17 protein-coding genes are annotated in these 20,869 nt (G+C 68.2%); 6 read left to right on the top strand and 11 right to left on the bottom strand.

Annotated features, from left to right (window positions below; genetic code table 11):
- Nucleotides 1-86 precede the first annotated feature (86 nt).
- The 4 genes from ACTIGJ_RS14950 (at nt 87) to ACTIGJ_RS14965 (ending at nt 4,738) form a co-directional block, all read left to right on the top strand.
- Nucleotides 87-1,898 (top strand): HTTM domain-containing protein, encoded by a 1,812-nt coding sequence (locus ACTIGJ_RS14950; RefSeq protein ID WP_439641126.1) that lies wholly within the window; start codon nt 87-89, stop codon nt 1,896-1,898.
- Between the two features lie 52 nt (nt 1,899-1,950).
- Nucleotides 1,951-2,748: a TatD family hydrolase gene (locus ACTIGJ_RS14955; protein ID WP_439641127.1), complete on the top strand. Its 798-nt coding sequence runs from the start codon at nt 1,951-1,953 to the stop codon at nt 2,746-2,748.
- Between the two features lie 104 nt (nt 2,749-2,852).
- Nucleotides 2,853-3,767, top strand: a complete 915-nt coding sequence (locus ACTIGJ_RS14960) for a patatin-like phospholipase family protein (protein WP_439641128.1) — start codon at nt 2,853-2,855, stop codon at nt 3,765-3,767.
- Nucleotides 3,768-3,769: 2 nt separating this feature from the next.
- Nucleotides 3,770-4,738, top strand: a complete 969-nt coding sequence (locus ACTIGJ_RS14965; RefSeq protein ID WP_439641129.1) for a DUF2804 domain-containing protein — start codon at nt 3,770-3,772, stop codon at nt 4,736-4,738.
- Between the two features lie 18 nt (nt 4,739-4,756).
- Here ACTIGJ_RS14965 and pstB read toward each other — a convergent pair whose 3' ends face one another.
- From pstB to mvaD, 11 genes are all read right to left on the bottom strand, one after another.
- Nucleotides 4,757-5,530 carry a phosphate ABC transporter ATP-binding protein PstB gene (pstB, locus tag ACTIGJ_RS14970; protein WP_439641160.1) on the bottom strand — a complete coding sequence of 258 codons (774 nt, stop codon included), beginning with the start codon at nt 5,528-5,530 and terminating at the stop codon, nt 4,757-4,759.
- Between the two features lie 74 nt (nt 5,531-5,604).
- The gene (gene pstA, locus ACTIGJ_RS14975) at nt 5,605-6,447 is read right to left on the bottom strand and encodes a phosphate ABC transporter permease PstA (RefSeq protein WP_439641161.1); all 843 of its coding nucleotides are present in this window, start codon (nt 6,445-6,447) and stop codon (nt 5,605-5,607) included.
- Between the two features lie 19 nt (nt 6,448-6,466).
- Nucleotides 6,467-7,456 carry a phosphate ABC transporter permease subunit PstC gene (gene pstC, locus ACTIGJ_RS14980; RefSeq protein WP_439641130.1) on the bottom strand — a complete coding sequence of 330 codons (990 nt, stop codon included), beginning with the start codon at nt 7,454-7,456 and terminating at the stop codon, nt 6,467-6,469.
- 75 nt (nt 7,457-7,531) lie between these two features.
- A complete protein-coding gene (pstS, locus tag ACTIGJ_RS14985; RefSeq protein ID WP_439641131.1) occupies nt 7,532-8,614 on the bottom strand; it encodes a phosphate ABC transporter substrate-binding protein PstS in 1,083 nt (360 codons plus the stop codon).
- Nucleotides 8,615-8,908: 294 nt separating this feature from the next.
- Nucleotides 8,909-10,378, bottom strand: a complete 1,470-nt coding sequence (locus ACTIGJ_RS14990) for a hydroxymethylglutaryl-CoA synthase (RefSeq protein ID WP_439641132.1) — start codon at nt 10,376-10,378, stop codon at nt 8,909-8,911.
- A 34-nt stretch (nt 10,379-10,412) separates the two neighbouring features.
- A complete protein-coding gene (locus tag ACTIGJ_RS14995) occupies nt 10,413-11,495 on the bottom strand; it encodes a glycosyltransferase (RefSeq protein WP_439641133.1) in 1,083 nt (360 codons plus the stop codon).
- A 91-nt stretch (nt 11,496-11,586) separates the two neighbouring features.
- Nucleotides 11,587-12,735 carry an adenosyl-hopene transferase HpnH gene (gene hpnH, locus ACTIGJ_RS15000; RefSeq protein WP_439641134.1) on the bottom strand — a complete coding sequence of 383 codons (1,149 nt, stop codon included), beginning with the start codon at nt 12,733-12,735 and terminating at the stop codon, nt 11,587-11,589.
- A 129-nt stretch (nt 12,736-12,864) separates the two neighbouring features.
- Complete coding sequence (gene idi / locus ACTIGJ_RS15005) at nt 12,865-13,461, bottom strand: isopentenyl-diphosphate Delta-isomerase (RefSeq protein WP_439641135.1); 597 nt, start codon at nt 13,459-13,461, stop codon at nt 12,865-12,867.
- 13 nt (nt 13,462-13,474) lie between these two features.
- The gene (locus tag ACTIGJ_RS15010; RefSeq protein WP_439641136.1) at nt 13,475-15,802 is read right to left on the bottom strand and encodes a hydroxymethylglutaryl-CoA reductase, degradative; all 2,328 of its coding nucleotides are present in this window, start codon (nt 15,800-15,802) and stop codon (nt 13,475-13,477) included.
- Nucleotides 15,799-16,893 carry a mevalonate kinase family protein gene (locus ACTIGJ_RS15015; RefSeq protein WP_439641137.1) on the bottom strand — a complete coding sequence of 365 codons (1,095 nt, stop codon included), beginning with the start codon at nt 16,891-16,893 and terminating at the stop codon, nt 15,799-15,801. The genes ACTIGJ_RS15010 and ACTIGJ_RS15015 overlap by 4 nt, the downstream gene beginning before the upstream one ends.
- Nucleotides 16,890-17,918 carry a diphosphomevalonate decarboxylase gene (gene mvaD / locus ACTIGJ_RS15020; RefSeq protein WP_439641138.1) on the bottom strand — a complete coding sequence of 343 codons (1,029 nt, stop codon included), beginning with the start codon at nt 17,916-17,918 and terminating at the stop codon, nt 16,890-16,892. Before mvaD ends, ACTIGJ_RS15015 begins: the two co-directional genes overlap by 4 nt.
- Nucleotides 17,919-18,247: 329 nt before the next feature.
- On the opposite strand from mvaD, the gene hpnI reads away from it, so the two are divergent.
- Both hpnI and hpnJ read left to right on the top strand, forming a co-directional pair.
- Nucleotides 18,248-19,381, top strand: coding sequence for a bacteriohopanetetrol glucosamine biosynthesis glycosyltransferase HpnI (gene hpnI / locus ACTIGJ_RS15025; RefSeq protein ID WP_439641139.1), 1,134 nt, complete (start codon nt 18,248-18,250; stop codon nt 19,379-19,381).
- A gap of 11 nt (nt 19,382-19,392) precedes the next feature.
- Entirely contained in the window at nt 19,393-20,847 is a 1,455-nt protein-coding gene (gene hpnJ, locus ACTIGJ_RS15030) for a hopanoid biosynthesis associated radical SAM protein HpnJ (protein ID WP_439641140.1), read from the top strand.
- The last annotated feature ends 22 nt before the right edge of the window (nt 20,848-20,869 follow it).

Here is a 20,869-nt window from a genome sequence, read left to right on the forward strand (position 1 = left end):
CGCTGTGATGGCAAGCTGAGCAAAAGGGAGCCGCAAGGCTCCCTTTTCGTTTCCCCCACCGAACCTGCGCCTCGCAAGACTTTCCGATGATTTCCGACTGGCTCAAAGCACGACTCGACTCGCTCTTCAGCGTCGACCTGCGCTCCCTGGCGCTGTTCCGCGTGCTGCTCGGCGGCGTGCTGTTCGTCGATCTCTGCAACCGCGCCGTCGACCTGCGGACTTTCTACACCGACGTCGGCGTGATGCCGCGCGACTGGCTGCTGGCGGTCAACGGCCTGTGGCGGATCAGCTTCCACTCGGCCAACGGCGAGACCTGGTTCATCGCCGCCCTGTTCGCAGCGGAAATGCTGGCGGCGCTGGCGATCCTGGTCGGCTGGCGGACACGGATGGCCCTGGTGGTCGCCTTCGTGCTCAACGCCAGCCTGCTGAACCGCAACCCGATGGTGCTGCTGGGCGGCGACATCCTGCTGACCTGCCTGCTGTTCTGGGCCATCTTCCTGCCGGTGGCGGCGCGCCACAGCCTCGACGCCGCGCTGTCGCAGACACCGCCGCCGGTCGACAACCGGCACCGCTCCTGGGCCTCGGCCGGCGTGCTGCTGCAGGTGATGTCGGTCTACTTCTTCAGCGCCATCCTGAAGAGCGGTGCGGACTGGCACAACGGCATGGCGGTCTACTACGCGCTGTCGATCGACGGCTATTCCACCGCGCTCGGCCAGTGGCTGAAGGGCTATCCGCTGCTGACGACCGCGCTGAGCCACTGGGTGTACTGGCTGGAACTGCTCGGCCCGATCCTGGTGTTCCTGCCGGTGTTCAGCCGGACGCTGCGTTTCGCGGTGATGCTGCAGCTGATGCTGATGCACACCGGCTTCATCTTCTGCCTCGAACTCGGGCCGTTCCCGTACATCAGCCTGACCTCGCTGACCACCCTGGCCGGCGGCTGGATCTGGGACAGCCTCGGCGACTGGCGCGCCCGCCGCGATGCGCGCCGTGGCCCGCATGGCCTGCGCATCTACTACGACCGCGACTGCGGCTTCTGCCTGAAGAGCGTGCTGATCCTCAAGCAACTGCTGCTGCTCGGCCGGGCCGGGATCGCGCCGGCGCAGGACACGCCGCGCGCCCGCAAGCTGCTGGAGGACAACTATTCCTGGGTGATCATCGATCACGACGACCGCGCCTACCTCAAGTGGCCGGCCTTCGTGATCCTGCTGAAGCGCTCGCCGCTGTTCGCGCCGCTGGGCCTGCTGTTGTCCGGGCAATGGGCGGTGCCGCCGGGCAATGCCGTCTACGACTTCGTCGGTCGCAACCGGGGCGGCTTCGGCAAGCTCAGCGGTGCACTGCTGCCGTTCCACGACCGGCCGTTCGAGACCGGCCCGGTCGCCCAGTTCATGGCCGGCTTCGCGCTGGTGGTGCTCGGCACCTGGAACTTCTGCACCATCCACTGGCTGCCGGAGCGGCTCTACGCGTTTCTGACGCCGCCGCTGCGTGCCGTGCGGCTCGACCAGTACTGGGACATGTTCGCGCCGTTCCCGTCGCGCGAGGACGGCTGGTTCGTGATCCCGGCGCGGCTCCGCGACGGCACCGAATTCGACCTGCTGCATCCGGAGCGCAGCGGCGTCAGCTATGACAAGCCGGCGCAGGTCAACCTGGAGTGGCGGAACATCCGCTGGCACAAGTACCTGGAGCGGATCTGGTCGGCGCAGTTCGCCAACAACCGGCTGCACTACGGCCGCTACCTGTGCCGCAACTGGAACAGCACGCACGGCGACGGCCAGCAGCTCGACACCTTCAAGATCATCTACATGCTCGAGCGCTCGGTGCCGCCGGGCGAGACGCCGAAGGTGGAGCAGAACGTGCTGTGGCGGCACGGCTGCTTCGCTGTTCCCAGCGACGGCAAATGAGCCCGGCGATGGCTCGCTGTGCCGCCCCGGAGACAGCCGGCGCGCGCTGCCCATGGCGCTGATCGACATCGGCGCCAATCTGGCGCACGACAGCTTCGCCACCGATCTCGACGCCGTGCTGGCGCGCGCCGCGGCCGCCGGGGTCGAGGCGATCGTCGTCACCGGCTCCTGCGTGGCCAGCAACGAGGTGGCGGCCCGCCTCGCCGGCCGCGACCACGGTGGCGGCCCGCGCCTGCAGGCGACCGCCGGCCTGCACCCGCACCATGCGGCGGACTGGAACGACGCGCTCGGCGCCCGCATCGCCGAGCTGGCGCGGACACCGGGCGTGGTGGCGGTCGGCGAATGCGGGCTCGACTACTTCCGCGACCTGTCGCCGCGCGCCGCCCAGCGCCAGGCCTTCGTCGCCCAGCTGGAACTGGCGATCGCCGCCGGCAAGCCGGTGTTCTTGCACCAGCGCGAGGCGCATGCCGATTTCCTGGCCATCCTCCGCGAACACCGCGCGGCGCTGCCCGACGCCATCGTCCACTGCTTCACCGACAGCGCCGAGGCCTGCGCCGACTACCTGGCGCTCGACTGCCACATCGGCATCACCGGCTGGATCTGCGACGAGCGGCGCGGCAGCCACCTGCAGGACGTCGTGCGGCAGATTCCGGCGCCGCGGCTGCTGATCGAGACCGATGCCCCGTACTTGCTGCCGCGCACGCTGAAACCGAAGCCGAAGGATCGCCGCAACGAGCCGGCCTTCCTGCCGGCCGTGCTCGACGCCGTCGCCGCTGCGCGCGGCGAACCACCGGCAACAGTGGCCGCGCAGACCACTGCCAACGCCCGGCGGGTGTTCGGCCTGCCCTGAACGGGCGCTGCGGCGGCGCAAGCCACTGCGGCTGCAGGCGCGCGCAGCAACCGGTACGCCGCGCGGCGCGTCTACACTGCAGCCCTGCCCCGCTCCCGCCTGCCATGAATCCTCGCCGTCGCCTGCTTGCCGCCCTGATCGCCATCGGCAGTCTGATCGCCACCGCCTGCAGCAGCACGCCGCCGGCCGCGCCGCCGCCGGTCGTCGAGGTGCCGAGCGGCCCGCTGATCGCGCCGGCCCCGGTACCGCCGAAGATCGCGCTGGCGCTCGGCGGCGGCGCGGCGCGCGGCTTTGCCCACGTCGGCGTCATCAAGATGCTGGAATCGCAGGGCATCAAGTTCGATCTGATCATCGGCACCAGCGCCGGCAGCGTGGTCGGCGCGCTGTACGCAGCCGGCTACAACGGCTTCGAGCTGCAGGAAAAGACCTTCGATCTGGAACGCGCCGCGTTCGCCGACTGGCAGCTGTTCAGCCGCGGCCTGCTGAAGGGCGAGAAGCTGCAGAACTTCGTCAACGAACAGGTCGGCCGGCGCAAGATCCAGCAGCTGCCGCGCCGCTTCGCCGCCGTCGCCGCCAAGCTGCGCACTGGCGAGGCGGCGGTGTTCACCGCTGGCGACGTCGGCCTCGCGGTGCGCGCCTCGTCGGCGATTCCCGGCGTCTTCCAGCCGGCGGTGATCGACAACGAGGAGTACGTCGACGGCGGCACCGTCAGCCCGGTGCCGGTGCGCTTCGCCCGCGATCTCGGTGCGGATCTGGTGATCGCCGTCGATGTCTCCGCACCGGTCGAGGAAGCCCGCGAGGACTCCACGCTCGGCACCGTGCTGAAAGCCTTCGACATCATGGGTTCGAGCCTGCGCCGCGCCGAGCTGCCGGCCGCCGACGTGGTGATCGCGCCCGACGTGCACGGCATCAAGGCCGCCGACTTCGAATCCAAGCAGCGGGCAATCCTGGCCGGCGAAAAGGCGGCGCTGGCCGCCGTGCCGGCGATCCGTGCGGCGATCGTCGCCAAGACCCACTGAAGATGACCACCGAACTGCCAGCCGCGCCGCCCGCGCTCGATGCCGGCGAGGGCCGGCCGGTGCCGTCCGGCCGCTATCGCGGCGCCATCGCCGACCTGTCGACGGCCGCCTGGGATGGCGGTGGCCGCCGCCGGCTGCAGCGCAAGGGCTGGATGTACCTGTCGGCCAGCACGCCGCGCCATGCGGTCGGCTTCGCGATCGTCGACGCCGGGCTGGTCGCCACGGCCTTCGTCTACCTGTTCGATCGCCATACCGGACGGCTGATCGAGGAAAAGGCCGCCGTGCCGTTCGGCTTTCCGGCCGGCTTCGCGCCGGACTGGCGCGGCGACTGGCAGCTGGCGCAGCGCGGCCGGCACTGGCGGATCAGCCCGCGCGGCAACGGCGGCTGGCGCTGTCAGCACAGCGGGCCGCAGCTGGAGCTGCAGCTGGACGTCGATGCCGGCGGCGACGGCCTGACCGCTGTCAGCAGCGCGCCGGGCCGGCCGTTCGCGCACACCTGGAAGCTGTGCGCGCTGAATTCGACGCTGCGCTTCACGGTCGACGGCCAGACGCTGGAAACGCCGTCGAGCAGCGCCGTCGATTTCACGCTCGGCTACCCGCCGCGCAGCACCATCTGGAACTGGGCCAGCCTTGACGGCCGCACCGACGATGGGAGCCGGGTCGGCCTGAACCTGGTCGCCCATTTCAATAACGGGCTGGAGAACGCGCTGTGGCTGGACGGCGAACTGCAGCCGCTGGCGCAGGCCTGCTTCGATTACGACCGCCGCGACCTGACCCGGCCGTGGCGGGTCAGCACCGTCGACGGCGTCGTCGACCTGCGCTTCACGCCCGATGGCCAGCGCGCCGAGCACCTGAACGCGCTGCTGCTGAAGAGCCGCTTCGCGCAGCCGTTCGGCCGCTTCGAAGGACGTATCGGCGCTGCGCAGGTGTCTGGCTACGGCGTGGTCGAGGAACATGCGGCGCTGTGGTGAGCGCCGCGCGCGGATCGCTCAGCCGAAACGGCCGGTGATGTAGTCCTCGGTCTTCGGCTGCTTCGGCTTGGTGAAGACCTGGCTGGTCTCGCCGAACTCGATCAGCTCGCCGAGGTACATGAAGGCGGTGAAGTCGGCGACGCGGGCCGCCTGCTGCATGTTGTGGGTGACGATGCAGATCGTGTAGTCGCTCTTCAGCTGGTAGATCAGCTCCTCGACCTTCGCCGTGGCGATCGGGTCGAGTGCCGAGGTCGGCTCGTCAAGCAGCAGCACGTCCGGCCGCACGGCGATCGAACGGGCGATGCACAGGCGCTGCTGCTGGCCGCCAGACAGGCCCAGCCCGCTCTGGTTCAGCTTGTCCTTCACCTCGTCCCATAGCGCGCCGCGCTTCAGCGCGGTTTCGACGCGATCGTCGAGTTCCGATTTCGGCACCCGTTCGTAGAGGCGGATGCCGAAGGCAATGTTGTCGTAGATCGACATCGGGAACGGCGTGGGCTTCTGGAACACCATGCCGACGCGTGCGCGGAGCAGGTTCAGGTCCTGCTTCGGGTCGAGCAGGTTCTTGCCTTCGAACAGGATCTCGCCCTCGGCGCGCTGCTTCGGGTAGAGGTCGTACATGCGGTTGAAGATCCGCAGCAGGGTCGACTTGCCGCAGCCGCTGGGGCCGATCAGCGCGGTGACCTTCTTGTCGTAGATCGGCATCGAGATGCCTTTCAGCGCCAGGAAATCACCGTAGTAGAAGCGCACGTCGCGCACCGAGATCTTCTCGGTCAGCGACGCGCGGTTGGCCATCGGATCGCGCGGCTGCAGGTGCGGTCTCTGGGTGCCGACGGTCATCGGGGCGCTTTCGTTCATGGCAGGCGTTTTCAGTCTTTCTTGAGGCGGGTCGACGACAGCGCGCGCGCCACGATGTTCAGGATCAGCACGGTCACGGTGATCAGCAGGGCCGCCGTCCAGGCCAGTTGCTGCCACTCAGGATACGGACTCAGTGCGAACTGGAAGATGACGACCGGCAGGTTCGCCATCGGAGCGTTCATGTCGGTCGACATGAACTGGTTATTCAGCGCGGTGAACAGCAGCGGCGCGGTTTCACCGGTGACGCGGGCCACGGCCAGCAGCACGCCCGTGATCATGCCGGCCTTGGCGGCGCGATAGCAGACCTTGGAGATCACCATCCAGCGCGGCGACCCGAGCGCGCTGGCCGCTTCGCGCAGGCCGTCCGGCACCAGCAGCAGCATGTCCTCGGTGGTCCGCACCACGACCGGCAGCACCAGCAGCGCCAGCGCGCAGCCGCCGGCCCAGGCCGAGAAGTGGCCCATCGTCACCACCATCACCTCGTAGACGAACAGGCCGATGACGATCGACGGCGCCGACAGCAGGATGTCGTTGATGAAGCGGATGGTGGTCGCCAGCCGCGAGTTGCGGCCGTACTCGGCCATCCAGGTGCCGGCCAGGATGCCGAGCGGCGTGCCGAGCGCGGTGCCGAGCACGGTCATCATCACCGAGCCGAAGATGGCGTTCAGCAGGCCGCCGGCAGCGCCCGGCGGCGGCGTCGATTCGGTGAACACAGCCAGGTTCAGGCCGCCGACACCGCGCCAGAACAAGGTGAACAGGATCAGGCCGAGGATCGCCAGGCCGGCGACGGCGGCGCACCAGGAGCCGATCATCAGCAGGCTGCTGAGCCGGCGGCGGCGGTGGTAGCGGCCCATGTCGAAGTTCTGCATGGCCTTATTTCCCCGCCTGTCGCTGTAGGCGCAGCAGCATCAGCCGCGCGATCGCCAGCACCGTGAAGGTGATCAGGAACAGCAGCAGGCCGAGCGAGATCAGGCTTGACGTGTAGAGCGCCGTCTCGGCCTCGGTGAATTCGTTGGCGATCGACGCCGAGATGGTAGTGCCCGGCGCCAGGATCGAGCCGGCGATCTTGTGGGCATTGCCGATCACGAAGGTCACCGCCATCGTTTCGCCGAGCGCGCGGCCGAGGCCCAGCATGATGCCGCCGATGACGCCTGTGGAGGTGAACGGCAGCACGATCTTGCGCACCACTTCCCAGGTCGTGCAGCCGAGCGCGTAGGCCGATTCCTTCAGGGTCGGCGGCACGGTCTCGAAGACATCACGGGTCACCGAGGTGATGTACGGCAGCACCATGATCGACAGGATGATGCCGGCCGTGAAGATGCCGATGCCGTACGGCGGCCCGGCGAACAGGCTGCCAAGCAGCGGCACGCCGGCGAAGGCTTCGATCATCAGCGGCTGGACATGCGCCTGCAGGAACGGCGCGAGCACGAACAGGCCCCAGATGCCGTAGATGATCGACGGGATGCCGGCCAGCAGTTCGATGGCGGTGGAAATCGCGCGCTTCAGGCGCGGCGGACAGAGTTCGGTCAGGAAGATGGCGATGCCGATGGAGATCGGGATGCCGATCAGCATCGCGATCAGCGAGGTCAGCAAGGTCCCGTAGATCGGCGCCAGCGCGCCGAACTCCTCGGACACCGGGTTCCACTTCTCGGTGGTCAGGAAGCCGGGGCCGAAGGTCGACAGGCTCAACCAGGAGCCCTGCACCAGCGTGGCGATGACGCCGCCGAGCAGCAGCAGCACGGTGATCGCGGCAGAGCGGGTGCCGTGCTTCAGCACCGCATCCCAGAGGGTGTGACGACGCAGCGCAGACGCGGTGATGGAATTCGCGGGGGCGGGCGTTGCCACTGAGGCGACCTGGTTCACGGAGGGGTCCGGGCGAGACTTTACACAAAGAAGGGAGACCGGTTCGCACCGGCCTCCCTTTCGCGACCGCAGGGCTCAGCGATACAGCGGCTGGCCGGCGGAATCCTTCAGGCTGTCCTTCCACAGCTGGCGCACCAGCGTGGTGACGGCTTCGGGCATCGGCACATAGTCCAGCGCGATGGCTTCGGCCGAACCCTTGGCGTAGGCCCAGTCGAAGAACTTGATCGCCGAGGCGAGGTTCTCCGGCTTTTCCGGCTGCTTGTGGAAGAACACGAACACGGCGCCGGTGATCGGCCAGCTGGCATCGCCTTCGGCATTGGTCAGCACCAGGTTCATGCCCGGGGCGGCGGCCCAGTCGGCATTGGCGGCAGCGGCCTGGAACGACTCGATGCCCGGCTCGACGACCTTTCCGGCCTTGTTGCTCAGGCGCACGTGCGACATCGCGTTCTGCTTGGCGTAGGCGTATTCGACATAGCCGATGGAGGCGGCGGTCTGCTTGACCACGCCGGCGACACCTTCGTTGCCCTTGGCGCCGATGCCGGCCGGCCATTCGACGGCCGAGTTGGCGCCGACCTTGGCCTTCCAGTTGTCGTCGACCTTCGACAGATAGTCGGTGAACAGGAAGGTGGTGCCCGAGCCGTCCGAGCGGTGGACGATGGCGATGTCGGCCGACGGCAGCTTGACGTCCGGGTTCAGCGCCTTGATCGCGGCGTCATCCCACTTCTTGATGTTGCCGACGAAGATCGCGGCCAGCGTCTTGCCGTCCAGCACCAGCTGGCCCGGGGTCACGCCTTCAAGATTCACCACCGGAATCACGCCACCGATGATGGCCGGGAACTGGATCAGGCCGGCTTCGTTGAGTTCCTCGACGCTCAGCGGCTTGTCGGACGCACCGAAGGTGACGGTCTTCGACTTGATCTGCTTGATGCCGCCACCGGAGCCGATCGACTGGTAGTTCAGACCGGTGCCGGTTTCCTTCTTGTAGGTATCGGCCCACTTCGAGGCGATCGGGTAGAAGAAAGTCGAGCCGGCGCCCGAGATGTCCTTGTCGCCCGAGGCAACGGCGGCGGGAGCAGTCGGGGCGGACTTCGAGCAGGCGGCGATCGTCAGCAGGCTGGCGATCAGGCTGGGCAGCAGGGCTGCGCGGGGGAATCTCAAGGTGTATCTCCGGATATGAGGGACATGCCGCCGACCATCGCCACCGCGGCGACGATCCTGCGCCCGAGCGCACCCGAATCGGCGCGCGCCGTCGAGCGTGTGCAAGCGCGGCATGGGTGCAGTCTTTCGCGCTTCGATGACAGAATCATGACAAGCCCGCGAAAGCCTTGAAGGACGGCGCTTTCAAGGCATCTCGCGGCTGCTGCGGGCGCGCCCCTGCGCAACACGGACCGGCCGAATGACAGTTCGGTGACAGCCGCGCGCGCTTCGGCGACCGGCCTGGATGATGCGCAATCAGACCGGCAGCGTGTAGTAGGCGATGCCGTAATCCTGCAGCGCGCCGGTGCGGCGCTCGCCGACGTGGTCGATGCGCACACCGGTGCAGGCCGGCGACAGGCCCGGCGCCGGACGGCCTTCGTGCAGCGCCTCGTACTGGGGCTGCGCCAGCGGCACGTGGCTGGCGAGCGCGCCGGCCAGGTGGATGCGCTTGGCGGCGTCCTGCCAGCCCGGCACCACGCGCGCCGGAATCGCTTCCGAGGCATCGCCGCTGCCGTAGCCGATCAGCAGGATTTCCCGGCCGGCCAGATCGCGGCCGGCATTGGCGGCTTCCTCCAGCCCCGCCGCCAGCCAGCCCGGCAGCGCCGCCGAGTACAGGTTGCCCATCGCCATCATCGGCTTGGCACCCAGGCGCATCTTGTCGTCGACCACTGCCTTGTAGGTCGGCGTTTCGCGGAAGGCCTTGAGCAGCGCGGCGGTCAGCGGATACGGCTCGGCGACCGTGCCGTCGAAATCGGCCTCGAAGGCGCGGGTCGGCACGGTGGCCATTTCGGCGGCGACGGCGGCCGGGTCGACGCCGGCGCGCGCGCAGTAGTCGTTCAGCTCGTCGACGCCCAGCGCGCCATCGGCGCCGAGCGCGAACAGGTAGCCCATCGCCCAGGCGGTGACCGGCATCTTGTGGTACGGCCGGTGCATGAACACCGCTTCCAGTTCGCGGAAGTAGCGGCCGCGCGCGCCGCCGTGCTTGGTCAGCAGCTGGTCGAGCGCCGACATGGTCTCGTCGACGTAGCAGGCCGTCGAGTACTTGCCGTTGAACACCGGGAAGTCGGACAGCCGGCCGCTGACGCTCGGCGTCTGACCGGCGTAGCGCTGGAACGGCTTGCGGAAGTCCAGCCCGCGGAAGGTCGAGGCACTGCCGGCGTTGCGCAGGTCGAGCGCGACGATCTTCGGATCGCGCTCCAGCAGCATCGCCACGGCACCCGCACCCTGCGTCGGCTCACCGCTCGAGCCACGCTCGTACTCGGCGATGTCGGCGGCAACCACCACGGCCTGGCGGTCGTAGCCGTCGTGGGCGAGATAGCGGATCGCGCCCTTGATGCCGTAGACGCCGGCCAGGCAGGCCTGCTTGAACTCCGGCACCTCGCAGTCGCGGGCGATGCGCGGCTTGCCGTTGGCGGCCAGCGCGCGGTCGACGAGGCCGCGGACGATCACCGCGCCGGTGGCGTTGTCGACGCTCGACTCGGTGCCCAGCGCCAGATAACCGATCTTGGCCGGGTCGACGGCATTGCGGTCGATCAGCGCCAGCACCGCATTGGCGGCCATCGTGTAGACGTCTTCCTCGACACCCGGCACGCGGAAGCTTTCGCCGATCACCGCGCGGGTCTTGTCCCAGCTGTTGCCGGTCCACTCGCACCATTCACGGAGGTCCACACGGTACGGCGGCACGTAGGCTGCGAAAGCGCTGATGCCGAACTCTGCCTTGCTCATGTTGTTTCTCTCTTCTCCAGGCGCCCGACGTCGGTCACGAGTGGACTTCGTAGGTGCGGTTTTTCCATTTGGAGCGCACGCCGCGCCAGCTGCGCAGCGCGGAGCTCCAGGTCATCGCGAGGTACAGCGCCCCGATCAGGGGTGAGGCCAGCGCCCAGACCGGCGACAGGCCGTAATAACGCAGGGTCGGCACATAGGCCGCGCACATCGCCAGCAGCGCCGCCGCCGCCAGCCACGAGCCCTGCGCCAGCGCCACCAGCGGCAGCCAGTAAGCCATCGCGAACAGCGTGGTGACGACCAGCAGCAGCAGGTTCGAATAGCGCAGCTGGGTGAAGGCCGAGCGAGCGACCATGTCGTGCACGCTCTTCAGGGTGCCGTAGGGGCGCAGGGAAATGACGCCGCGTGACAGGCCGATCCAGGTCTTGTGGCCGCCATCCTTGATCCGCCGGGCCAAGGTGCAGTCGTCGATCAGCGCCTCTTTCAGGCATTCGAAGGCGTTGACCTTGTGCAGGGCGGCGGTATCGACCAGTACGCAGCCGCCAGCGGCGGCGGCCACCCACTTCGACGGCGAATTCGACACCGCGAACGGGTAGATCAGCTTGAAGTAGTAGACGAAGGCCGGCAGCAGCAGGCGATCCCAGAACGAGGTGCGGCGCAGATCGGCCATCAGGGACACGAAGTGCGCGCCGCTCGCCCGCTTGTGGGCCAGCAGCGCCGCCAGCATGCCGGGTTCGAGCGCGATGTCGGCATCGAGCAGCAGAGTCATCGCGGTGGTCACCCGACCCTTGCCCTGCTCCAGCGCCCACAGCTTGCCGGCCCAGCCCTTGGGTAGCGGCTGACCGGAAATGACCTCGACATTCGGATAGCGGCGGGCGATGTCGCCGGTGCCGTCATCGGACTGATCGTCGATGACGACGATCTTCAGGCCCGCCCCCTGGGCCTGCAGGCTATCGAGCGTGCGCTGGATGACCTCGGCCTCGTTGCGTGCCGGAATCAGCACGGTGACCTGGTCCAGCTCCGCCGGTCCCAGCCGCGACGCCGGCCCGGGAGCGGCTGGCTCGAGCTGCTCGCGAACGCTCCACGGCCGCCACGGCGTCAGCCACAGGCCGAACCACATGACAGCCGCGGGAACGGCCAACCAGAACGCGAAATCCATGGCGATTGCTAGCGAGCATCGGCCGCCGCGCAGTGCACGACGGCCGTCGTGCTCAGTGGCCGGCCTTTTCGGTTGCCGGCTTGGCCTTCTTCTTCACGGTGATCGCGCTGACCGGCACCTTGACCGCCGAGGCATCGGCGCGGTTGCCGTACAGCACCGGCAGGTCGGGAGCCATCGGGCCATCGATGTCCGGGCCGAGCAGCGCCACCTTGGCCGCCTTGAGCGGGTTGGCGAAGGTGTCGTTGACGGCCGTGCCCTCGAAGCCGCAGTGCGCCATGCAGTTGTCGCACTTCGGGTTGCGGCCGACGCCGTAGGCTTCCCAGTTGGTGGTTTCCATCAGCTCCTTGTACGAGCTGCAATGGCCTTCATCGACCAGCAGGTAGCAGGGCTTCTGCCAGCCGAAGACGTTGTAGGTCACCGTGCCCCAGGGCTCGCACTGGTAGGCCTGGTTGCCAGCGATGAAGTCCAGGAACATCGGCGACTGGTTGAACTTCCACTGGCTCTTGCGCTCGCGGCCGATCTTGAACACGTCGCGGAACAGCTGCTTCGAGGCGGTGCGGCCCAGGAACACGTCCTGTCGCGGCGCGTGCTGGTAGCTGTAGCCGGGCGACACGGTGATGCCCTCGATGCCGAGGCTCATCGCGTAGTCGAAGAAATCGGCGATCTCCTGCGGCGGCTCGCCGGAGAACAGCGTGCAGTTGATGGTCACGCGGAAGCCGCGCTCGACGCACATCTTGATCGCCTCGACCGCCTTGACGAACACGCCTTCCATGCACACCGACTCGTCATGGCGCTTTTCCATGCCGTCGAGATGGATCGACATGGTCAGGTACGGGCTCGGGGTGTACTCGTCGATGTGCTTCTTCAGCAGGATCGCGTTGGTGCACAGGTAGACGAACTTCTTCATCCTCACGAGGCCGGCCACGATCTGCGGCATTTCCTTGTGAATCAGCGGCTCGCCGCCCGGGATCGAGACCATCGGCGCGCCGCATTCCTCGGCGGCCCGCAGCGCCTGCTCGACGCTGACGCGCTGCTGCAGGATGTCCTTCTCGTAGTCGATCTTGCCGCAACCGGCGCAGGCCAGGTTGCACTGGAACAGAGGCTCCAGCATCAGCACCAGCGGGTAGCGTTTCTCGCCTTTCAGCTTCTTGCCGAGAAGGTAGCGCGCGACGGTGACCTGCTGGATAAGCGGAACGCCCATGTGTTCTCCGAATTGCGGTAGCGCACTCGCGTGGCTGCGAGGCTTCAGGTGAAGGCCGGCGAGCCAAGGCTCACCGGCGCCAATGTTGCGGCTCAGGTGCGACTCGAAACAGCCCGCGAATCGCGCATTTTATGCCAAAGACGCCGCCGGCTGCCGCGCATACACGCCGGCATGCTGCGCCCGGATGCGCGCCCATTCGATCTTGAACCACGGCGTGAACTGCTCCGGCCGGGTTTCGATCTCGGCATCGAGCGCGTCCGGCGCGATGTAGCGCACCGCCGAGATCTCGTTGGCGTTGACCACCGGCGACACGTCGCTGCGGCCGGCGTAGACCCAGCACAGCTCGTGCTCTGCGCCGGTCTCGTCGAACTGCGCCTGGTACTGGAACTTGAACAGGTAGTCGAAGCGGCACTCGAAACCGAGTTCCTCCTTCAGCCGCCGGTGGATCGCGATGTCCATGGTCTCGCCGCGACGCGGATGCGAGCAGCAGGTGTTCGACCAGAACTGGCCCCACAGCCGCTTGCCGGCCGCGCGCCGCTGCAGCAGCAGTTCGCCGTCGCTGTTGAACACGAACAGCGAGAACGCCCGGTGCAGCGTGCCCTGGCCGACGTGAGCCTCGGCCTTAGGTAGGAAGCCGACCTCGTTGTCCTGCTCGTCGACCAGGATCAGCGGCTCGTCGTCGAACGAGACGATCTGGTGTCCGGGATTCAGCGTCGTGTTCTTCATGCCTGCCGTGTTGTCAGCCAATGCGCACCTCCATGCCCGAATAGCCGGCATCGCGCAGCGCGCCGATGACTCTTTCGGGGTGTTCCGGGGCCAGCGCGATGATCGAACCGCCACCACCGCCGCCAGTCAGCTTGGCACCGATCGCGCCCTGCTCGCGGCAGATCTGCACCATTTCCTCGATTTCCCAGCTCGACACGCGCAGCGCATTGAGCAGGCCGTGGCAGACGTTCATCAGATCGCCCAGCCGTTCGAGCTGGTAGTTCTGGATCGCCTCGACGCCCTGGAGCGTCAGCGCATCGATCTGCCGGAAGATGTTCTCGTACAGCTCCGGGTTCTTCTGCCAGGCCGTGCGCACGCCGCCGACGGTCTTCGCGGTCAGGCTTTCCTTGCCGGAAATGCCGACCACCAGCGGAATCGGCCGGGCCAGCGACAGGGTCTGCATCAGCAGCGGCTTGCCTTCATGGGCACGCCGGTACAACAGCGGCTTGCCGTAGGTAGCGACCGTGTTGTCGATGCCGCTCGGCGTGCCGTGGGCCACCTTCTCGCATTCGAAGGCGAGTTGGTTGATCTCCTCGTCGGTATGGCCGAGCTTGAAATGGGTGTCGATCGCGCGGATCACCGCCACCGCCATCGCCGCCGAGCCGCCCAGGCCCATACCGCGCGGCACATTCGGGAACACCTCGATGCGCAGGCTCTTCTCGGTCAGGCCGAGCTTGTCGAAGACGATGCCGAGGCTGCGCTGGAAGGAATCGCGGTGCGCCGGGTCCTTGTGCAGGCGCGACTCGACGCCCCAGCGCGGAATGATCAGGTCGACGCCCGGATTGGCGCTGTTGCGGTCACCGTCCTGCACGGACGCCTCGATCGCCAGCGGCACCGGCGCAGCGATGGCATGGCTGCCGTAGACCACCGCGTGCTCGCCGAGCAGGATGATCTTGCCGTGGCCCTGCGAACGCGGCGCATTCGACGCCGCTTCCGGCTCGCCGGCTTCCTGGCGCGCGGCCTTGCGCACCTGCACGACGATTTCCTGCGCTTTCCAGATCTTGATGTCGCCGCCTTCGATCAGCCGCTCGACCACCGTCTCGAAGATCTCCGGCGACGCGCCGGCTGCCAGCGCCACCGAGCGCGCGTGCAGGGTCATGTGACCCTGCTGGATGCCTTCGGTGGCCAGCGCCCGGATCGCCGAGAAGTTCTGCGCCAGACCGACCGTGCCCATCACCATCGCCAGTTCGCGCGCCGAACGGGCGCCGAGCAGGCGGTGGTTGAGCGCCACCGTCGGGTTCGACTGCAGCGGCCCACCGACGGTACCGACCTTCATCGGGATCTCGATCTCGCCGACCAGCGCGCCATCGTCGCCCTTGTACCAGCGGGTCAAGCTTGTGTAGCGGCCGCTGCGCGCAGCATAGGCGTGGGCGCCGGCCTCGATCGCCCGCCAGTCGTTACCCGTGGCGAGCGCGACGGCATCGATGCCGTTCATCACGCCCTTGTTGTGGGTCGCCGCACGATACGGATCGACGCTCGCGAAGTCGGTGGCCAGCACGATGCCGTCGCGCACTTCCTCGCCGGAAAAGCCCTTGCCGGCCAGCTTGTCGACCGGAATCACGCAGCGCGCGCGCACCAGCGAGCGATCGGTGAGGTTCGACAGGATGCGCAGAAACACCTTGCCGCCGGTGACCTGCTCGACCAGCGCGGCCAGGCCTTCGCACATGGTGTTGACCAGGTTCGCGCCCATCGCGTCGCAGGTGTCGACGACCAGATGCACGATCAGCATGTCGCCGTGGCCGTCCGGTCGCGGGTAGACGTGCAGTTCGACGTCGCGGGCGCCGCCGCCGCGCGCCACCATCTGCGGATGCAGCGAATTGGCGAGGTTCAGCAGTTCCGCCTTGCGCGCCAGCAGCGCCGACTGCGCGCGCGGCACGTTGGGAATGTCGACTACCTGGATCTGGCCGATCAGCAGCGATTCGTCCATCTCGGCGGTGAAGCCGCCGGAGGCACGGACCAGCTTGGCGCAGGACGAGAGGGCCGCCACGATCGACGGCTCCTCGACCACCAGCGGCACCACGTAGTCGCGGCCGTTGATCAGGAAGTTGAGGCCCAGGCCCACCGGCAGGCCCATCACGCCGACGACGTTCTCGATCATCTTGTCAGCGCGGTGCAGCGACAAGGTGTGATCGCCGGAGATCATCTGCTGGTAGTCGGCTTCCGACACCCAGCCGCGCTCGCGCATCAGCCGCACGCGATCGCTGACCGACAGCTTGTAGAACTCCGGGATTCGCGACTTGTCGGGCGATGGGTTCGACGCCGGCACCGCGCCGGGCGCGGCAGGCTGGGCTTCTGCAGTCATGCTTCTTCACTCTCCGTGGACGTCACCCGCAAACCGGTCGGATCGACGGTCAGCGGCACATGGGCGAATCCGGCGGCCGCCAGCCGGGAGACGGCGGCCGCGAGATCGTCCGGGTTCATTGCAAACACCACGCCGACGTCGCCGCCGCCGGCCCCGCAAGGCTTGTAGACGACGCCGTCATGGGCGTGGGCGATGGCGCCAATCGCCTCGTGTTCGGTCGACCAGATGCTGACGCCGCTGGCTGCACCGAGCGCGCGCAGCTCGCGGGCATAGCCGCCGGCATGGTCGATGAAGGCGGCCGCGTCGCCGTGTTCGATCGCCGTGACGGCGGCCTCGGCGGTCGCGGTCAACGTGCCCATGCGGGCGCGGTACTCGGCCTCGTGGCCGGCGCTCTGGCGACGCCAGTCGCGCAGGATCGACAGGAACTTCGGCGTCGAGGCCGAGCAGCCGGACCAGATGAAGGCGCGGTGCACGGCCGCCGGCCAGGCCAGCGGCCGCGTGAGCGGCGCGGCATCTCCGCCCGGCAGCCGGTAGGCCAGCACGCCGCCGTAAAGACTGGTGGCCACGTCCACGCCGCTGCCCTGCCCGCCCTGGAACTGGCGGTGCAGAGCAAGCAACCGGTGCAGCCAGACGGCGCGATCGCGCGCCGCCTGGTGATGACCGGCATGCGTGACCAGCGCCGAGGCGAGCGCCACGGTCAGCGCGGCACTCGACCCGAGCCCGAGCTTGGCGCGGCTGGCGCCGCCGCCGTCGAAGAACGCCGAGGTGTCGAGCGCCAGGTCGAAGCCGCTGCCGGCGGCCACGCCGAGCTGCTCGGCAGCCAGCCCGCGCAGCACCTCGTCGACCAGATTCAGCCGGGCTGCTGCAGCGCCAGCCGCCGACCAGTCGGGCAGTCCGTCGGCGCCGATGGCGAAGCGCAGCGGCGCCTCGAGCACGTCCGGCGCCCGCGCCTCGCAGCGGGCGTCCGTGCGCGGCTTGACCTGCACCGTGGCCCGGCGGTCGACGGCCATGGTGATGGCCGGCGCGCCTTCCAGCACCGCGTATTCGCCGAGCAGCACCAGCTTGCCGGGCGCGCTGGCGACGAGGGTCATGCCGCAACCGCGTCGGCGACCGCGATCCGCGTCGCCGGGCCGCCGAGCCCGGTTTCGAGCACGTTCAGCACGCCGGGAATCTCGCGCAGCGCCGCCGCCACCTGGGTCGCTGCCGACGGCAGGCAGATCGCCTTGACCTGCGGGCCGGCATCGACGGTGAAGAACACCGGCACGCCCGTCGCCCGCAACCGCCGCACTTCGTGCATCGCCGCCATGGTCGCCGCATTCCAGTACAGCAGGCCCGGCCGGGCCGCCATCGCCAGCGCGTGCATCTTCAGGCAGCTGAATTCCGAGATCGCCGCCAGCCGCTCGAAATCGCGCGCCGCAATTGCCGCGCGCGCTTCGGCCAGATCGGCTTCCTGGGTGTCGATCCAGGCCCGCTGGTACGGACTGGTGTCGGCCGTGCGGTTCATGCCCTCGGTCGAGCCGATGGCCTTTTCGGCCGTCGAGGTGATCGCCACCGCGACCCGCAGCGGCCAGGCCGCCGCGTCGACAATCGGACGAGCGACCGAATCCTCGCCATCGACGCGGTCACCGAGCGCCCATTCGACATAGCCGCCGAAGATCGAGCGCGACGCCGAACCGGAGCCGCGTCTGGCGAATTCCGACAGCGTTGCCGGCGGCAGGCCCAGCCCCAGTGCGGCATCGGCGGCCAGCACCAGCGCGGCGAAACCGGATGCCGACGACGCCAGCCCGGCGCCGGTCGGGAAGTTGTTGTAACTGGTGACTTCGGCGCGCAGGCCGGTCCCGGCGCGCGCGCGCAGCAGGTCAAGACAGGCGCTGACCTTGCGCAGCTGCTTGGCGTCCTCGCGGCCGTTCAGGCGCAGGCGGTCGGCGGGCAGCTCGGCTGCGAAGCGGACCGTCGTGCGCGTCCACAGCGTGTCGAGCGTGATCGACAGCGAGCCGACGACCGGCAGGTTCAGCGGCACGTCGCGCTTGCCCCAGTACTTGATCAGCGCGATGTTGGGATGTGCCTGGGCGGCAGCACAAAGGTCGGCGTCAAGCGTCGTGGACATGACGCTCATGAGTGGTACATGGGGCAGGAAAACCGGCGGAAGTGCGACGCGGTCCGGAACGGAGCGGCGCACGGAGGGCAATCGGAGCAGTCGTGAACAGGCCGAAAGTTTACAGGACGGTGGCGACAAGAACGAATATGGGACCCCTATGAAGCTCCGCTTACATTCGTTTAATCAGCGACTTGGGGGTCATATCAACAGCCGCACGATCGTGCACCGGTTCGGGGCATGAACCCCTCGCAGCGGCCAATGTGATCCTGATCACGGCCGGTCACGGCCAGTGACCGAGGCCTTCGGTACGATGGGTCTTCCCCGAATTGCACTGGCCCTTGTCCGTTTTGCCGATCCTTCCGACGCTGGGCCACGCATTGCTGCTGGCGACCGCCGCCTACGCGGTGCTGGCGCTGGCCGCCCGCCAGCAGTGGCGGCGTCGCGCCGCCACCATTCCGCCGCCGCCCGCCGGGGCCCCGATCAGCGTGCTGAAGCCGCTGGCCGGCAGCGAGCCCCGCCTGTATGAAAACCTGCGCAGCTTCTGCCTGCAGGACCATCCGCAATTCCAGGTGCTGTTCGGGCTGCATGCGGCCAGCGACGCAGCGCTGGCGGTGGTCACGCGACTGGCGCGGGAATTCCCGGCGCTGGATATCGGCATCGTCATCGACGAGCGCTGCCACGGCATCAACCTGAAGGTCGCCAACCTGATCAACCTGCTGCCGCATGCCCGCCACGACTGGCTGCTGCTGGCCGACAGCGACATCGATGCCCCGCCGGACCTGCTGCGCCGGGCCACGGCGCCGCTCGCCGACCCCGGCGTTGGCGTGGTCACCTGCCTGTATGGCGGGCATCCGGTCGGCGGCCTGTGGTCGCGGCTCGGCAGCCAGTTCATCGATGACTGGTTCGCCGCCGCCGTCTGCGTCGGCCGCGCCTTTGGCGCGCATCGGCATTCGTTCGGCGCCACGCTGGCGCTGCGCCGCGACGTGCTGGTCGCCAGCGGCGGCTTCGAGGCGCTGTCCCGCCACGTGGCCGACGACTGGTGGCTGGGCGAACTGAGCCGGCGCGCCGGCTATCGCACCGTGCTGTCGGAATGCGAAGTCAGCACCGACGTGATCGAAGTGCGGTTCGCCGATCTCGCCGCCCGCGAACTGCGCTGGCTGCGCTCGATCCGGCGCATCGAACCGCTCGGCTACGCCTTCACCTTCATCTGCTTCACGACGCCGGTAGCCGCCGCCGGCTGGCTGCTGGCCGGCGGCGGCACGGCCGCCACGGCGTTGGCGCTGACCGCGCTCGCGGCACGCCTCATGCTACGGTTCGATGGCCGACGCCCGCCGGCTGCACAGCGGGTCGGCGCGCTGCTGGTGCCGCTGCGCGACAGCCTTTCGCTGCTGCTCTGGGCGCTGGCGCTGGCCGGCAACGGCGTGCACTGGCGAGGCCGTCCGATGAAGATCGCGCCCTCCGCTCCCCGCCTCCGCAGTTGAAGGACCGCCGCATGCCTGCCCCCGATTCAGCTCCGCTGAAAACGCTGTTCCTGCAAGCACCGTCGTTCGATGGCTTCGATGGCGGCGCCGGCTCGCGCTACCAGGCCAAGCGGGAGATCAAGAGCTTCTGGTACCCGACCTGGCTCGCCCAGCCGGCCGCGCTGGTGCCCGGCAGCCGGGTCGTCGATGCGCCGGCCGATGAGCTGTCGGTCGAGGCCACGCTGGCACTGGCCAGCGACTACGCGCTGGTCATCATCCACACCTCCACGCCGTCGTTCCCGACCGACGCCAAATTCGCCGAACTGCTGAAGGCGCGCTGCCCGGACATCCTCATCGGGCTGGTCGGCGCCAAGGTCGCGGTCGATCCGGCCGGCTCGCTGAAGGCTTCGACGGCGATCGATTTCGTCGCCCGCGAGGAGTTCGACTACACCTGCGCCGAACTGGCCGCCAACCAGCGGCCGTGGGCCGAGATCACCGGCATCAGCTACCGACGGCCCGATGGCCAGCTGGCCCACAACCCGCCGCGCGCGACGATCGAGGACATGGACGCGCTGCCGTTCGTGGCGCCGGTCTACCAGCGCGATCTGACCATCCGAAACTACTTCATCGGCTACCTGCAGCACCCCTACGTGTCGCTGTACACCGGCCGCGGCTGCCGTTCCAAGTGCACGTTCTGCCTGTGGCCGCAGACCGTCGGCGGCCACCGCTACCGGGTGCGTTCAGCCGCCAACGTGATCGCCGAGGCGGCCTGGATCAAGGAAAACATGCCGGAAGTGAAGGAGCTGATGTTCGACGACGACACCTTCACCGATTCCTCGAACATGGCGCGTGTCCACGAGATCGCCATCGGCCTCGGCAAGCTGGGCTGGACCTGGAGCTGCAACGCCAAGGCCAACGTGCCGTACGCGTCGCTGAAGCTGATGAAGGAGAACGGCCTGCGGCTGTTGCTGGTCGGCTATGAATCCGGCGACGACCAGATCCTGCACAACATCAAGAAGGGCCTGAAGACCGACATCGCCGAGCGCTTCACCGAAGATTGCCGGCGCCTCGGCATCGTCATCCACGGCACCTTCATCCTCGGCCTGCCAGGCGAAACGCGCGACACCATCGAAAAGACCATCGAGTGGGCGAAGGCGATCAACCCGCACACCATCCAGGTCTCGCTGGCCGCACCCTACCCCGGCACCACGCTGTACAGGCAGGCGGTCGACAACGGCTGGCTGGCCGAGAACGAGGCCGTGAACCTGGTCAATTCGCAGGGCGTGCAGCTGGCGGCGATCAGCTATCCGCACCTGTCGAAGGACGAGATCTTCGCGGCGATGGAAGTGTTCTACCGGCGCTTCTACTTCCGGCCGTCGAAGATCTGGGAAATCGTCCGCGAGATGCTCACCGACTGGGACATGATGAAGCGGCGGCTGCGCGAAGGGATCGAGTTCTTCCGCTTCCTGCGCGCCCGCGCGGCCTGACCGTAACTCCGCTGCGGCCCGA

The sequence above is a fragment of the Nevskia sp. genome, from assembly GCF_051860985.1.
Lineage (GTDB): Bacteria > Pseudomonadota > Gammaproteobacteria > Nevskiales > Nevskiaceae > Nevskia.